The following is a 15,670-nucleotide window of genomic DNA, read 5'->3' as shown; positions in this document are numbered from 1 at the left end:
TATTCTGGTCGACTAAAACGAAAAACAAATAGATATGAATAAAATATTTTTAGCATCTCTTTTAGTTCTTATAACTTTTATAGATGCAAAAGCACAACAAGATCCTCATTACTCGCAGTATATGTATAATTTGAATGTAGTAAATCCAGCTTACGCAGGTTCTAAAGAAAGTATTTCTCTTGGTCTTTTATATAGAAAACAATGGGTAAATATAGATGGTGCTCCAAGCACTTTTACTTTTTCCGGCCATACTCCTGTAGGAAATAATGTTGGTGTAGGGTTGTCATTAGTATCGGATAAAATTGGTCCCATAACAGAACAAAATGTGTTTGGAGATTTCTCCTATAGGATAAGACTAAATGAAACAAGTAAATTAGCTTTCGGATTAAAAGCAGGTTTAACTCTTCATAAAGTTGGCTTGCGAGCTATCCAGTCTTCATTACCTGATCCTTCTGAAGGTGTTTTTGGTGAAGATAGTAGCGACGCATCGTTGAATTTAGGCACGGGAGCTTTTTATTACACTGAAAAATACTATCTATCATTTTCGATTCCTAACATAATAAAATCAGCCCATTTAGATTTCAATGGGCGTGAATATGGTTCAGATGTATCGCACTATTTTTTGGCAGCAGGATACGTTTTTGATTTGAATTATGATTTGAAATTCAAGCCTTCACTCATGCTTAAATCAGCATTTAATGTAAGTCCTTCTTTGGATCTATCTGCAAATTTTTTATATAATGAAAAAGTTGAAATTGGTGCTACTTATCGTTTGCAAGATAGTTTTGGCGGTATGGTGAATTTTGCAATAACACCGGAATTACGAATAGGTTATGCGTATGATCATATTGTTTCTAGTTTGAAGGTAACCACTTCATCATCTCATGAATTTATATTATTGTATGATTTATTTGAATCGAAAAAAGTTTCACGTTCTCCTAGATTTTTCTAACATCAAACACTTCAATTAATGAAAAAAACTACTATACTTTTATTTTTTGTATTTACGTGTCTGGCGTTAAATGGACAAAATAAGCATACTAAGAATGCAGATAAACTTTTCAGCTCATTCGAATATGCTTTAGCTTCTAAGGAATACTTATCTCTAATTGAAAATGGGATGTCAGATCCCTATATCTATAAGCAACTAGGCTCCTGTTATTTTAATAATGGGAATTCAGTAGAAGCAGAAAAGTGGTATTCAAAAGCAATGAAGTCTAAACAAGATGCAGAGACCTATTTTAATTATGCTCAAATTTTAAAATCAAATAGTAAATATTCTGAGTCTGATAGCCAAATGAAAGTTTTCGTCACTATGTCACCTAATGATGAAAGAGCTAAAGAGTTTAATAAAAATCTAGATTATCTTACCAAATTAAGGAAAATAGAAAAACGATTTGTCGTAAATAACATAGCACTGAATTCTGAAAAATCCGATTTTGGAGCATTTTTCCACAGTAATATACTTTATTTTGCGAGTGCTAGAAATGAGAATAACAAAATATACGCTCGTACTAATGAGCCTTTTTTAGATTTGTATCAGTCAAATTATAATGATGTGGATGGAACATATTCAGATCCTAAAGCAATTTCAGAATTAAATTCGGTTTATCACGAAGGACCAATGACAATAACTAAAGATGGGAATACGGCTTATTTTTCTAGTGAAAGTTTTAACTCAAAATCATATTTAACAGATAAGGTTGGGAAATTAAAATTAGGTCAAATCAATTTGCATAGAGCCACTAAAGTAAATGAAAAATGGGGCTCAATTATTTCTCTTCCTTTTAATGGTGACCAATATTCTACTGGTAATCCATCTATAAATAGAGAAGGCACTCTTCTATACTTTTCCTCTAACAGACCGGGGTCAATAGGAGGTTCAGATATATGGAAAGTAGCTGTAAATTCAGATGGAAGTTATGGAATTCCTGAGAACCTTGGAGATAAAGTTAATACGGTTGGTGATGAGAATTTTCCTTTTACAACCGATGACAATATTCTATATTTTTCTTCAAATGGTTGGATCGGATTTGGAGGTTTAGATATTTACTATGTTGATTTAAATACAAATGAAAGACCAAGCAACATGGGAAGTCCAGTGAATACAGAGAAGGATGATTTTGCATTTACTTTTAATGAAGAAAAAAATATTGGTTATATGTCTAGTAATAGATTAGGGGTGGATGATATTTACACTGCAATTCCTGTCTGTAAATCAGAAATGGTAACAATCGTAAAAAACGCTAAAACGGGTGAGATTTTAGAAAAGTCCAAAGTAGTTTTTAAGGATGAAAATGAAAATATTTTATCAACCAAACTAACTGACGAAAATGGTGAAGTAGTATACAATTCAGATTGTCAAGTAAGCTATGCAATCGATATTTACAAAGATGGTTTTGTAACTAAATCAGTTGCCCTTACTAAAATTAAAAGTGGAAAACAAAATATAGAAGTCCTTGTGGATCCTATTGGTGTAGTTGTTACCGATACAGAGATCATATTAAATCCAATTTATTTTGAGGCTAACAAAAGTAATATCACTTCGCAAGCAGCTATTGAACTAGATAAATTAGCTTACGTAATGTCTCAAAATGCTAAATTAGCAGTACTTATTAAATCACATACCGATTCAAGAGGTTCTAATATGATAAATCTTGAGATTTCGCAGCAAAGAGCGAATGCTACACTTCAATATCTTGTTTCCAAAGGAATTTCCTCAGAAAAATTATCAGCAAAAGGATTCGGGAAATCAGATCCAAAAGTTGATTGCAAAGAAAATTGCACCGAAGAGGAAAATGCCTTAAATAGAAGATCTGAATTTATGATTGTAAAACAAGAATAGGTTAAAATGAAAAAGGGATACTTGAAAGATATCCCTTTTTTACAGACTATTTTTAAAACTCTTATCCGTGTACCGTTTCGTTTTTACCGTAGTTTACGATGATTGATGTTTCAAATTCAATCCATTCCTTCCAGCGTTTCTCTACATCTACTTTTTCCGTATATTGTCGAGCAAAATTTAAAAAAGTGGTATAATGTCCAGCTTCAGAAATCATTAAATCTCGATAAAACCTTGCTAATTCCTTGTCTTCTATATTTTCAGATAGCACCTTAAAACGCTCGCAACTTCTTGCTTCAATCATCGCTGAAAATAATAATCGATCAATTAAAGCATCATTTCGGCTGCCGTCTTTTTTCATGAATTTAAAAAGTTCGTTCACATAATGATCTTTATTTTCACGACCAAGCTGAAGTCCTTTTTGCTTAATGATATCATGAACCATCTGTAAATGCTCTAATTCCTCTCGCGCAATAACTAATAGTTCAGTAACCAACTCCTCCTTTTCTGGATTTTGAGTGATTAAACTAATTGCATTCGAAGCCGCTTTTTGCTCGCACCAAGCATGGTCAGTCAAAATTTCGTGAATGTTTGATTCAACTATATTTACCCATCTTGGATCTGTGGCTAATTTTAATCCTAACATAATATTGCAATTTATTTAGCGCTAAATTAGTCTTTTCTGACTGATTTAGGTAGTTAATGGAGTCAATTAACTTTTGAATAATTTGGGCGTGCCAGCAATAAAAAAATGGCAAAGCACAAATTCGTATAGCCATTTTTTATTACTGTCGGGCTATTCGCTGCAATCTCCCGATAAAAATCGGGAGGATTTACACTGCTATCCCTCACGCAAATCTGTGCAAACAACACGATTCTTATGCTAAAAACAATATAAATTGATCTGTTTCTAAATTTAAAAAATTTATATTCATTAGTATATAGACAAAACTTTAATCTATGTTAATCTACGAAATCTCTGTTGGATTATTTTTTAATACTTTAATCAGTTTTACGTGCTAATTCCGTTCAAAATAGCATTATTTTGCAGCAACAACTTTTAAAAACTATGAATCAACAGAAATCACTTTTAGTAATAGGTTTTGTTTGGCCTGAGCCCAATTCTTCTGCTGCAGGTGGGAGAATGATGCAATTGATTTCGCTCTTTCAACAACAAGGATTTCAAGTTACTTTTGCCAGTCCAGCTCAAGACAGTGACTTTATGGTTGATTTGAGTCAGTATGATGTCAATAAAAAGTCAATCGCGTTAAACTGTTCCACTTTTGATACTTTCGTAAAAGACTTAAATCCGACAATTGTTTTGTTCGATCGTTTTATGATCGAAGAGCAATTTGGATGGCGCGTAGCCGAGAATTGCCCCAATGCATTACGAATTTTAGATACCGAAGATTTACATTGTTTGCGATTAGCTAGACAAAAAGCTGTCAAAGAAAAACGAGAATTTCAAACAACAGATTTGCTAATTGAAGAAGTATCTAAAAGAGAAATAGCCAGTGTTTTCCGCTGTGATTTATCTTTGATGATTTCTGAATTTGAAATGGAATTATTACAGACTACATTTAAAATTGATAATTGTTTATTGTATTATTTGCCGCTTTTATTAGAAACAGATCATGTTCCTAATCTAGAAAACTTACCATCTTTTGAAGAACGAAAAGATTTTGTTTTCATTGGTAATTTTCTTCATGAACCTAATTGGAATGCCATTCAATATTTAAAAGAGACGATTTGGCCATTAATCAAAAAACAATTACCGGAAGCCGTTGTAAATATCTATGGTGCTTATCCTTCTCAAAAAGTACTTCAATTAAATAATGTAAAACATGGTTTCTTGATAAAGGGGCGTGCGGAAAACGCCAATGAAGTAGTTCTTAAAGCACGAATTGTTTTAGCTCCCTTACGTTTTGGGGCAGGAATAAAAGGTAAATTGTTAGAAGCTATGCAATGTGGAACGCCAAGTGTTACGACTTCTATTGGCGCGGAGTCAATGCATGATAAATTGCCTTGGAATGGTTTCGTTGTAAATAATCCACAAAGTTTTGCAGAGAAAGCGGTTCAATTGTATCAAGATGAAAAAATTTGGCTTCAAGCCCAAAAATATGGAGTTGATATAATAAATCAACGTTATTTAAAGGGATTATTTGAAGGTGATTTTAAAGAACATGTAGAATATTTGCTAAATAATGTGCAACAACATCGTTTGAATAATTTTATGGGAGAACTGCTGCAACATCATACTTTGAGAAGTACTAAATATATGTCAAAATGGATTGAGGAGAAAAATAAGTTTTAGACCCTAATTTCTTCCGTACGAGGGATGGAAGCGGTATCCTTTTATGTAATGGAATGAAATAAAAGATATAGCGTACAGCCCGACAGCGCTGTAACGTCTCGACTTTTCGGGAGTGGAAGCTGGGGCATGCCCAAATAAAAAACCCGTCAATTTTAACAAATGACGGGTTTTTAAAAAATATGTTAATCAGTAATTATGCAAGCATAGTCACTGGGTTTTCTATGTATTGTTTTAATGTTTGTAAGAATTGTGCTCCCGTTGCTCCATCAATAGTACGGTGGTCACAAGCAAGAGACAACATCATCGTGTTGCCCACAACGATTTGACCATTTTTAACTACTGGTTTTTCTACAATTGCACCTACAGAAAGGATAGCAGAGTTTGGTTGGTTAATAATAGAATTGAATTCAGTAATACCAAACATTCCAAGGTTAGAAACGGTAAAAGTACTTCCTTCCATTTCTGTTGGTAGTAATTTTTTATTCTTCGCTCTTGTAGCGAGATCTCTTACGTTTCCGCCTATTTGAGATAAACTCATTGCATCAGTAAAACGCAATACAGGAACTACTAGACCATCTTCAACAGCTACGGCAACTCCAATATTCACATGGTGATTGATGATAATAGCATCTTCTCTCCATTGTGAGTTTATTTTTGGGTGTTTTTTCAATGCTAAAGCACAAGCTTTAATCACCATATCATTAAAAGATACTTTTGTATCAGGAATACTATTGATAATTGCTCTTGACTTCATTGCATCATCCATATTCACTTCGATCACTAAGTTGTAGTGCGGTGCAGTAAATAATGATTCAGCTAAACGTTTCGCAATGATTTTACGCATTTGCGAATTTTTAATTTCCTCCGTAAATACTTCTCCAGCAGGAACAAATACTTTTGCAGCAGGTGTTGAATTAGTTTCTGTTTTAACAGGTGTATTTGCAGCAGCAGCTTGTGGAGCCACAGATGCTGGAGTAAAGTTTTCGATATCGCTTTTTACGATACGTCCATTTTCTCCTGAACCTTTCACTTGGTTTAGTTGAATTCCTTTGTCACTAGCAATTTTCTTTGCTAACGGTGATGCTAAAATTCTTTGTCCATCAGTTGAACCTTCTTGAACGATTGCTTCTGTAGCTTTTTCAGTTTTAACTGCTTTTTCTTCTGTTGATACAGGAGCAGTTTGTGGTGTTCCGCCCGTTTTATGATTTGCAGCGATTCCGCTTATATCAGTTCCCGCAGGCCCTATGATAGCTAAAAGGCTGTCAACTGGAGCTGTGTTTCCTTCTTCAATTCCTACGTATAACAATGTCCCTTCGTTGAAGGATTCGAATTCCATTGTTGCTTTATCAGTTTCAATTTCAGCAAGAATATCTCCTTCGCTAACTTTATCACCTACTTTTTTCAACCAAGTAGCGACAGTGCCTTCTGTCATTGTATCGCTCAAACGAGGCATAGTAACAACTACGAGTCCTTTTGGAAGAGAAGTAATTGTTGTGGCTGTGGGAGCTGCAACTTCTTCTTTCTTTTCTTCGGTTGCTGCAGATGTAGCATCAGCTGTTTCAGCACCTCCAGAAATTAAAGATGAAATGTCTTCACCTTCTTTTCCTATTATTGCCAATAGAGAATCTACTGGAGCAGTTTCTCCTTCTGGAATACCTATATATAAAAGAGTTCCTTCATTGAAAGACTCAAATTCCATCGTTGCTTTGTCAGTTTCAATTTCAGCAAGAATATCTCCTTCGCTAACTTTATCTCCTACTTTTTTTAGCCAAGTTGCTACTGTTCCTTCCGTCATAGTATCGCTCAAACGAGGCATTGTTATTTTGATAGCCATATTGATTTATAGTTTATGAGGTATAAAAGGATAGTTTTCTTGTTCGTATACTACGTCATATAATTGTTGAATTGGAGGGTAGTCTGATTCTTCAGCAAATGTTGCACATTCTTCTACTAAATCTTTTACTCTTTGATCTATCGCTTCAATTTCTTCTTCTGTAGCATATTTTTGATCTTTAATTACATCTAAAACTTGTGTAATTGGATCTATCTTTTTGTATTCTTCTACTTCTTCTTTCGAACGGTATAATTGTGCATCTGACATAGAGTGACCTCTATAACGGTATGTTTTCATTTCTAGAAAAGTAGGTCCGTCACCGCGACGTGCTCTGTCAATTGCTTCAGTCATTGCTTCAGCAACTTTTACAGGATTCATTCCGTCAACAGGTCCACAAGGCATTTCATATCCTAATCCTAATTTCCAGATGTCAGTATGATTTGCAGTTCTTTCAACAGAAGTTCCCATTGCATAACCGTTGTTTTCAACGATGAATACAACTGGAAGTTTCCATAGCATAGCCATGTTGAAAGCTTCGTGTAATGAACCTTGACGCGCTGCACCATCTCCAAAATAGGTCATAGTAACTCCACCAGTTTCAAAATATTTATCAGCGAAAGCTAAACCAGCACCTACAGGAATTTGACCTCCTACAATTCCGTGACCACCATAAAAACGGTGTTCTTTCGAAAAAATATGCATAGAACCACCCATACCTTTTGAAGTTCCTGTAACCTTTCCAAGAAGTTCAGCCATTACACGTCTAGGGTCTACACCCATACCTATCGGTTGAACGTGATTTCTATAAGCAGTAATCATCTTGTCTTTGGTCAAGTCCATTGCATGCAATGCTCCAGCTAGTACAGCCTCTTGACCATTATATAAATGTAGAAATCCTCTAACTTTTTGTTGGATGTATAGTGCTGCAAGTTTGTCTTCAAACTTTCTCCAAAGCAGCATGTCTTCGTACCACTTTAAATATACTTCTTTTGTAACTTCTTTCATCTGATTTTTTCTTTTGCTAAAGTGTTGTCAATTTGTACCTGAATAACGCGAATTAGATTCCATTCGGGATTTTAGGAAATGCAAAAATAACACATTCCAACTTAGAACTAAAATTTAATAGGCAATTTTTAGAATTTTTACAAGAATTTTTTATCAAACATAAATGGGAGTAAGTTTTTTAGTGATTCAGACTTATATATGACTCCTACTTCTCCCATGAAATAAATTTCAATAGGTGTTTCTTGTCGAATTTCATACTCCGCTATAGACTGCCTGCAAGATCCACATGGCGGGATTGGTGCTGTAGTCTGGTTCGAATCTGAAGCAGCTGTAATTGCCATTTTTAAAATATTAGCTTGTGGATAATTAGCTCCAGCGTAAAATATAGCGACACGTTCTGCACATAACCCTGAAGGATAAGCCGCGTTTTCCTGATTGGAACCTAAAACAACTTCCCCATTATCTAATAAAATTGCCACGCCAACTCTGAATTTAGAGTAAGGAGCGTAAGCATTTTTTCTAACTTTTATTGCTTTCGCCATTAAATCTTGGACGTCAATTGGTAAATCTTCTATGACATCGAACGCATTAAAGTGCGTCGTAATTGATATTTCTTTCATACTTTTTAAGGAAAAAAATCCAAATCTCATCTCCGAAGAATCGGGACTGAAATTTGGATTATTATTTATTAATTATAATTCGTTTAGTATTCGTCGTATTTGTCTCCAAAATTAAATGTAAGAGAGAAACGCAATGTGTTTTCTAACGGATTTTTTACTTTAGATGCTGAAAATAAATATGAAACATCGACTTTGACAACATTATATTTAAAACCTGCTCCAAGAGAAAAGAATTGTCTAGCACCTTTTAAAGGACTTTCGTGAAAATAACCCATTCGCATGGCGAAGGAATCTTGATACAAGTACTCAGCTCCAATTGCATAAGTAACTTCTTTCACTTCCTCACTAAAGCCATCAGGCGCATCACCAAATGATTTAAAAATGCCAGAAGTCCAGCCTATTGAGCGATAATTTTCAATAGTTTGATTGTATTCATCAGGCGTCGTAGTGCCATCATTATTTAAATCTGGATTTTGAGGTGTTGGAACTAATAGTTTGTTAAACTCAACATTTAGCGCCACTTTGTTATAATCGTCTAAAATAAAATCAAAACCTGTTCCTATTTTCAAATTAGCTGGCAGAAAATTAGTGCTTAGGTCTGTTCTATCATAACTAATTTTAGGGCCCAAATTTTGAATATTAAATCCTGCTCTCCATCGGCCATTAAATTCATTAAATGCAAGTTCTTCTGATTGAAAGAAACCAGCAACATCAACAGCAAAAGAACTTGCTGATGTAGCATCATTATTATCAGAAGCAACTTTTAAATTAGAATTAATAAAACGCCCTGCGATAGCCATAGAGAACTTTTCGCTTAGCTTTAAAGAGTAAGATCCATCAATAGCAAATTCATTAGGAGATACAATAGGAAAAGTTTCATTTGGATCGCCTGTTTGACGCAATTCAATTTTTCCTAACCCAAAATAACGTAAACTTCCAGCAAATGCGCTTCGCTCATTTAATTTATGGAAATAAGTAACTTGTGCTAATGAAATATCATTTACTAAATCAGTTAAGTACGGAGTATAACTAACAGAAAATCCTTGCGCATCAGTAGAAAATGCATATTTTGCTGGATTCCATTGCTGAGAAAATGCATCGCTAGAAGTAGCAACTCCCATATCACCCATACCTGCAGCTCTTGCGTCAGCAGCTACTAATAAAAATGGAACTCCAGGTGATATAACGCGATCTTGCGCTTTAGCAAACGAAATGGTAAATAGACAAACAATAATGAATAATATTTTTTTCATTTTATGTGTAATGTTAATTAGGCAAATATAGTATTAAAGTATTACAAGTTTTTCAAATTTTTCGCTTTTCATGTTTGTTAGAGTTGATCTTACCGTCAGCTTATAAACATAAACGCCCTTTCCAATGGAATCACCAAAGTCGTCTTTGCCATTCCAATTAATTTCTTTTGACAGAAAGCCTTCTGTAGTAATTATTTGATTTTTAGTCCAAACAATTTTTCCAGTTATTGTCATTACTTGGACCTGAACTTCGAGAGGCTCGTAAGGTCTATTATGCGTAAACCAAAACTCTGTGTAATTAACAAATGGATTGGGATAATTCAAAACATTTGACAATGTTATCGTATCATCACCTGCCACAATAAACTGAATTTCGGCAGTTACTGGATTATTGTAAACATCCCAAGCTTTAAAAGTAATGGTATGTAATCCTGGAGCTAACTTACGTAATGGAAATCGAAGATTACCATTTGTAAAATCATCTAATTTTGTTTGATAATAGTCATTTAAAATAAACGGATTACTAACGTCGCCATCAAGAATTGCAACAATATCATGACCTATTCCGCTTGCAGTGTTAATTCCGTTTTCGTCTTCAAGAATAGCAACTAAAAAGGGTGAATCGTTTGTAATTCCTCCTGAAACAAAAGTTTCATCATTCATATATAACTGCACTCGTGGATTAATATTGTCTGCGATGGCATTTTCATTAATTCCACCTATTTTAATAGTTGAATCGAAACCAGTTTCATTTTCTAATTGATTATTCCCCTTCGCATAAAAACTAATTCTGCCTTTTTCTAAGGGGACTCTAATATCTCTAGGCACTACAAAACTAAAATCAAATTGACCCTCTTTAACCCGTGCATTACCTCTAAAAATCGTTTCTCCTAAAACATTAAAATTCATTGCAGGACTAAATCCATCATTGTTATTAGTTTTTCTTGAAATGGTTTTATCAAAAATTATAGTTGAAACCTCTCCGTAATAATCCGTCAGCCGTTTGTCGTTCTCGTCAGTAACTTCTCCAGTTAGTTTCATTTTTGATAATGATTTAAAGGCCTCAGTGTTTTCTGTAACCAGAATGTCATTTACTTTTGTTAGTCTGATTTTTGGTTTTGGAATAGCAAGCATTAGTGCTGGATCACCTATATAAAAGATAACATTCTTAGCTGAATTAAGGAAACTATTTTTTGAAAGACGCAGTGCCTCTGCAATAGATGTATATTGATTCGAACCGTACGATAAAAGATAGTCTGTCAACAGATCATTGAAATTCTCAGCACCAGTTTGATTTATGGTTCGAATGGTAGTAATCATTGCTATAGCACCACCTTTTGGATTCCAATACGTATATTCGCCGGCAGTTGGTCTAAAAGGATTGTCAAATCGCGAAAAATCGCACGTTAAAGTTATAAATAAAGGATATTTGAATTGATTGCTAAGATTTTGGCCATCTGATTTCTCCCAAATTCTTTCAGAGGATAAGCCATCTTCACCACCATGACCTAAATAGTTAAAAACCAAGGCTCCTTTTTCAAAAGCGTTGAAGAAATCAGTACGGGCTTTTGGGTATCTATTACCGCCAGCAGAGGCTTCTTGAGAGTAGGAATCTAAAAATATTTTATCGATATTCAAAAAAGGTTTTTTCAAGGAAATAGTTTCAGCTAGTTTATTTTGTCGGGATTGTAAGGTAGCATCGGAACCATTATCTGAATCATCAGAAATTAGGACAAAATTATTTCTCCAACTACCGAAAGATTTGATATCATGATAATCAATAACTTTATTCACCATTTCATCGGCTTGCTTGGCATCATTCACAAGCATCCTACCAACTGCTATATCAATATCTCCAAAATAAGAATCAATATTCCCTTCATCATCATCCGTAAGTCCAAAAAAATCATCAGAAGCAAAAGAAGATTCTCTAGTTGAATTGCTTTTTAAAGCATGATAAATTGGTACAACATTAGTGTTGTTCGGGATTCTATTTTTAAAATCATAGGAGGCGTCTCCAAAAAGATTGATGTATTTGATCCTCTTTTCATTAGAAGAAGCATTATCATATATGTATTTAATACAATTACGAATTGCGGCTATATCTTGTTTTCCGGATGCAAATTCCTGATATATTAATTCTAAGGGAATAACTTTTACGTTCAAATTTGAGTACTTGGGATTGCGATGAAAATCAGCTAATTTTTTGGCCTGTGAAAGTAAAAATGACGGCGTGATAATTACGTAATCAATATCCTGGAATTGTCCCTGTTTGTTATTAAATAATGTTCCTTTCAGGTTTTGATTTGCAACCTTAGACTTGCTTTCTTTCAACGGAATGTAGTAGTCATTCGCATCTATTGCAACGTATTTACGTAGTTCACCTAAACTTGCTTTGAAACTCAAAGTATTACTCAGGCTAGTGTTTTCTATTTTAGATACATTATAGATGTCAGTTACATCCCAAATTTGATTGATTCCTGTCGCATTAGAAAATTGATAATTGACAATTCCGCTACTGCCGGAAGATTGATTGTATTGAAAATGAAATTGTTTACCGTATCCAATCAATTTTCTTTTGGCGAATAGCCTTATGTAATCAAGAAAACCTTTTGAGCCTGGAACGCCATTATTAGTATAATTGAGTTTGATTTTAACATTCTCTGCTGCTGCAAAAGTGCTATTAATAGGTAGAAACCCTGATACAAATTCGATTCCGAAATTTGTATTTATGGCAGGAAAAGAAATTTTTGAAATTAGATTTTCATTAGCACTAACATCAAAAGAGGTGGTTACAAATGCACTTGAAGCAGCTCCGACATTTATTTTAATAGGCACAGAAGTGTCAATATTGGGAAATGTAAAACTAAACTCTTGTTCATTTTTAACTTCAAATGATTCTCCGAACCATTGACGTCCCAGCCGAGCAATATTCACTAGATCAAGCTCATGAAACTGATAGTCATCAAATGTGGTTAAATCTAGAGTGCTGTTTCCAGTAGGTTGCGCTAAATTTTGTATTCTTTTTCCATCAACACCTTGCGTTGTAACATAATAATAGGATTTAGTGTCGTACAAATTAACGTTCGTCTGGCTTTCTTCATTAAAGGTATCAACTCCTTCCGCATAAAATAGCACATAGTCTTCATTATTAAAGACACCATCACTCTCACCTAAAACTTGAATTGCGTTTTCAACTAAATCATCTGGGTAATATGTGCTATTCAATAAAGGTAACATGCGACCTCCATTACCATATATTTTAATTTTTCTGGGATCAGTGGTAGAAATATCGAGTCCTATTTGTTGCAGGAAATTTTTAGATAATTTATAAACACCAGATTTTTCTATGTAAAAGCGAAACCAATTACCACTAGATAAGACAGAGTTAGAAATAGACGCAGTTTTAGCAACACCGCTGTATCTTGTAGTTCTCGAGTTAGTATTTTCAACCTCATATGAAAAAGATTTAATGCGCTTATAACCAAAATCGTCTTTTATAATAGGTGTAAGAGTAATAAAAGCTTCTCTTATGTCTCTTGAGTTAGTAACGGTAAATTTAGCATTTGGGTTATCTGTAATATTTTCAAGTGACAAGTCGCCAAGTTGCATCACTGAAATTGTTTCATAAACAACATTACTAATAAAAATCTTACCCTTATCAAAAGAAATTGGTTCTTTAATTTTTAAAGTAAAAAGCAACGTGTTTGTAGAAGAGTTATAATGAAAGCTATTTCCTGTAAATTGAGGGATTATGACTTTGAAATCGCCATAAAACATTTCTTTTTTTTCTAACCATTCGATGGATTCAGTACCTCTAATTTGAGCAGAAGAAACAAACGGGAATAAGATAATTAGAGTCAATAATATTTTTCTCATCGTTTTTCTAACGTAATAAATAGCAAGTTATTATTAGTTAGTAAAAATAATTCATTTAGTGTAATACTAAATAATAAATAATATAAATTTGCGTTCTATTAGATAATTTAATGTTAAAGTTAGATTTATTAAAAATTGTTTGATGCTATTAATTCTTAATTATTATATTGCGTCACTAAAATTATCACCTACTAAAGAGTATGAAAGCAAAGAGAGTTATGGGCATGCAGTTGTTACTGTCAATCATGTTGATTGTGAGTTTCACTAGTTGCAGTAAAAAATCCAGTTCAAAAAACACTTCAAGAGCAACCGGTTGGAATATGGATGGCAGAAAAGGCTCAAGCAGTAAAAAGCAAGTATCAGGTCCAGGATTAATTTTTGTTGAAGGTGGTACTTTTACAATGGGTAAAGTTCAAGACGATGTGATGCACGATTGGAATAATACACCAACACAACAGCACGTTCAGTCTTTTTACATGGATGAAACCGAAGTTACTAATTCAATGTACTTAGATTATTTAGATTACCTGAAAGGTGTTTATTCTATAACAGACGATAATTACAAAGACATTTATGGTGGTGCTTTGCCAGATACATTGGTATGGAGAAACCGACTTGGATATAACGAAACAATGACCAATAACTACTTGAGACATCCCTCATATGCAGAATATCCTGTAGTGGGAGTTAACTGGGTTCAAGCTGTTGAGTTTAGTAAATGGAGAACCGATCGTGTAAACGAACTTCAGTTAGAGAAAAATGGTTATTTGAAAAAAAACGCAAAAACACTTGATGTATCAGCTGAGAGTAATTTTGATACTGAAACTTATTTAAATTCTCCTACTTCTGTTTACGGCGGAGATGAAAGTATTGTATTACAGAAAGGAGCGAAAAAATCTTCTAAAGCTGGAAAAAATGGTGTAACTCCACCAGCGAAAGGTTTGTATGCACAACGTTCATCAGGAATCATTCTTCCAGAATATAGGCTACCAACAGAGGCTGAATGGGAATATGCTGCAGCTGCCGATGTAGGGCAAAGAGAATACAACATCTACAAAGGTCAGAAAAAATATCCATGGTCAGGTAGTTACACACGTTCAGGAAAGAGACAAAGTAAAGGAGATCAGCTAGCAAACTTTAAGCAAGGAAATGGAGATTATGGTGGAATAGCAGGTTGGTCTGATGACGGAGCTGATATTACAAATGAAGTTAAAAAATATCCAGCAAATGATTTTGGATTATATGATATGGCAGGGAACGTTGCAGAATGGGTTCAAGACGTTTACAGACCTATAATTGATAATGAAGCAAACGACTTTAACTATTTTAGAGGGAATCAATACACTAAGAATAAAATTGGTCCAGATGGTAAAGTAGAAATTGTTACTAAAGATAATATTCAATATAAAACTTTAAGTAATGGAAAAAGAGTCGCTACCAGTTTTCCAGGTCAAATCGTTCAAGTTCCAGTTGATGAAAATGAAACTTATCTAAGAACTAATTTTGATAAAAGTGATAATACAAATTATAGAGATGGTGATGAGCAATCGTCAAAATACTATAAATTAGCTGATGCAGAATCGGCTGATGCCAAAACAAAATCGGAAAGAGCAATGTACAATTCTCCTCGACACAACGTTACTACAGATAGTTTAGGTAAAATGGTCAGAAAGTATGATGAGTCTAGTAAAAGAACTACTTTAATTAATGACGAATCTAGAGTTTATAAAGGAGGATCTTGGAGAGACAGGGCATATTGGTTAGATCCAGCACAAAGAAGATATTTTCCACAAGATATGGCTACAGATTATATCGGGTTTAGATGTGCTATGTCTAGAGTAGGGCCTAAAGCAGATAAAAAAAGATCAGCAAGAAATTAAATTCAATTATAAAATACAAATAAAAGCCCTTTGATTAGGGCTT

Annotated in this window: 10 protein-coding genes; 4 read left to right on the top strand and 6 right to left on the bottom strand. The window is 34.0% G+C overall.

Going from position 1 to position 15,670, the window contains the following annotated elements; translation table 11 throughout:
- Positions 1–34: 34 nt before the first annotated feature.
- Both LNP27_RS01755 and LNP27_RS01750 read left to right on the top strand, forming a co-directional pair.
- On the top strand, positions 35–952 hold the full coding sequence (locus tag LNP27_RS01755) for a PorP/SprF family type IX secretion system membrane protein (RefSeq protein WP_229942810.1): 918 nt from the start codon (positions 35–37) through the stop codon (positions 950–952).
- 18 nt (positions 953–970) lie between these two features.
- The gene (locus tag LNP27_RS01750) at positions 971–2,845 is read left to right on the top strand and encodes an OmpA family protein (RefSeq protein ID WP_229942809.1); all 1,875 of its coding nucleotides are present in this window, start codon (positions 971–973) and stop codon (positions 2,843–2,845) included.
- Positions 2,846–2,906: 61 nt separating this feature from the next.
- Here the strand turns inward: LNP27_RS01750 and LNP27_RS01745 are convergent, their stop codons facing one another.
- Positions 2,907–3,488, bottom strand: coding sequence for a MiaE family protein (locus LNP27_RS01745; protein ID WP_229942808.1), 582 nt, complete (start codon positions 3,486–3,488; stop codon positions 2,907–2,909).
- A 423-nt stretch (positions 3,489–3,911) separates the two neighbouring features.
- Between LNP27_RS01745 and LNP27_RS01740 the strand changes: the two genes are divergently transcribed.
- Complete coding sequence (locus LNP27_RS01740) at positions 3,912–5,156, top strand: glycosyltransferase (protein WP_229942807.1); 1,245 nt, start codon at positions 3,912–3,914, stop codon at positions 5,154–5,156.
- A 193-nt stretch (positions 5,157–5,349) separates the two neighbouring features.
- On the opposite strand, the gene LNP27_RS01735 is transcribed toward LNP27_RS01740, so the two are convergent.
- The 5 genes from LNP27_RS01735 to porU all read right to left on the bottom strand — a co-directional run bounded on the left by LNP27_RS01735 (position 5,350) and on the right by porU (position 13,747).
- On the bottom strand, positions 5,350–6,990 hold the full coding sequence (locus LNP27_RS01735) for a dihydrolipoamide acetyltransferase family protein (protein WP_229942806.1): 1,641 nt from the start codon (positions 6,988–6,990) through the stop codon (positions 5,350–5,352).
- Positions 6,991–6,996: 6 nt separating this feature from the next.
- Positions 6,997–7,995, bottom strand: a complete 999-nt coding sequence (gene pdhA, locus LNP27_RS01730) for a pyruvate dehydrogenase (acetyl-transferring) E1 component subunit alpha (protein WP_188049903.1) — start codon at positions 7,993–7,995, stop codon at positions 6,997–6,999.
- A 137-nt stretch (positions 7,996–8,132) separates the two neighbouring features.
- Complete coding sequence (gene cdd, locus LNP27_RS01725; protein ID WP_229942805.1) at positions 8,133–8,615, bottom strand: cytidine deaminase; 483 nt, start codon at positions 8,613–8,615, stop codon at positions 8,133–8,135.
- 83 nt (positions 8,616–8,698) lie between these two features.
- Positions 8,699–9,868: a type IX secretion system outer membrane channel protein PorV gene (gene porV / locus LNP27_RS01720; protein ID WP_229942804.1), complete on the bottom strand. Its 1,170-nt coding sequence runs from the start codon at positions 9,866–9,868 to the stop codon at positions 8,699–8,701.
- 33 nt (positions 9,869–9,901) lie between these two features.
- Complete coding sequence (porU, locus tag LNP27_RS01715) at positions 9,902–13,747, bottom strand: type IX secretion system sortase PorU (protein WP_229942803.1); 3,846 nt, start codon at positions 13,745–13,747, stop codon at positions 9,902–9,904.
- A gap of 200 nt (positions 13,748–13,947) precedes the next feature.
- On the opposite strand from porU, the gene gldJ reads away from it, so the two are divergent.
- On the top strand, positions 13,948–15,627 hold the full coding sequence (gene gldJ, locus LNP27_RS01710) for a gliding motility lipoprotein GldJ (protein ID WP_229942802.1): 1,680 nt from the start codon (positions 13,948–13,950) through the stop codon (positions 15,625–15,627).
- Positions 15,628–15,670 lie beyond the last annotated feature (43 nt).

This window comes from Flavobacterium galactosidilyticum, assembly GCF_020911945.1.
Lineage (GTDB): Bacteria > Bacteroidota > Bacteroidia > Flavobacteriales > Flavobacteriaceae > Flavobacterium > Flavobacterium galactosidilyticum.
The sequence above is the reverse complement of the archived record's forward strand: the minus strand, read 5'-3'. Positions and strand labels throughout refer to the sequence as shown.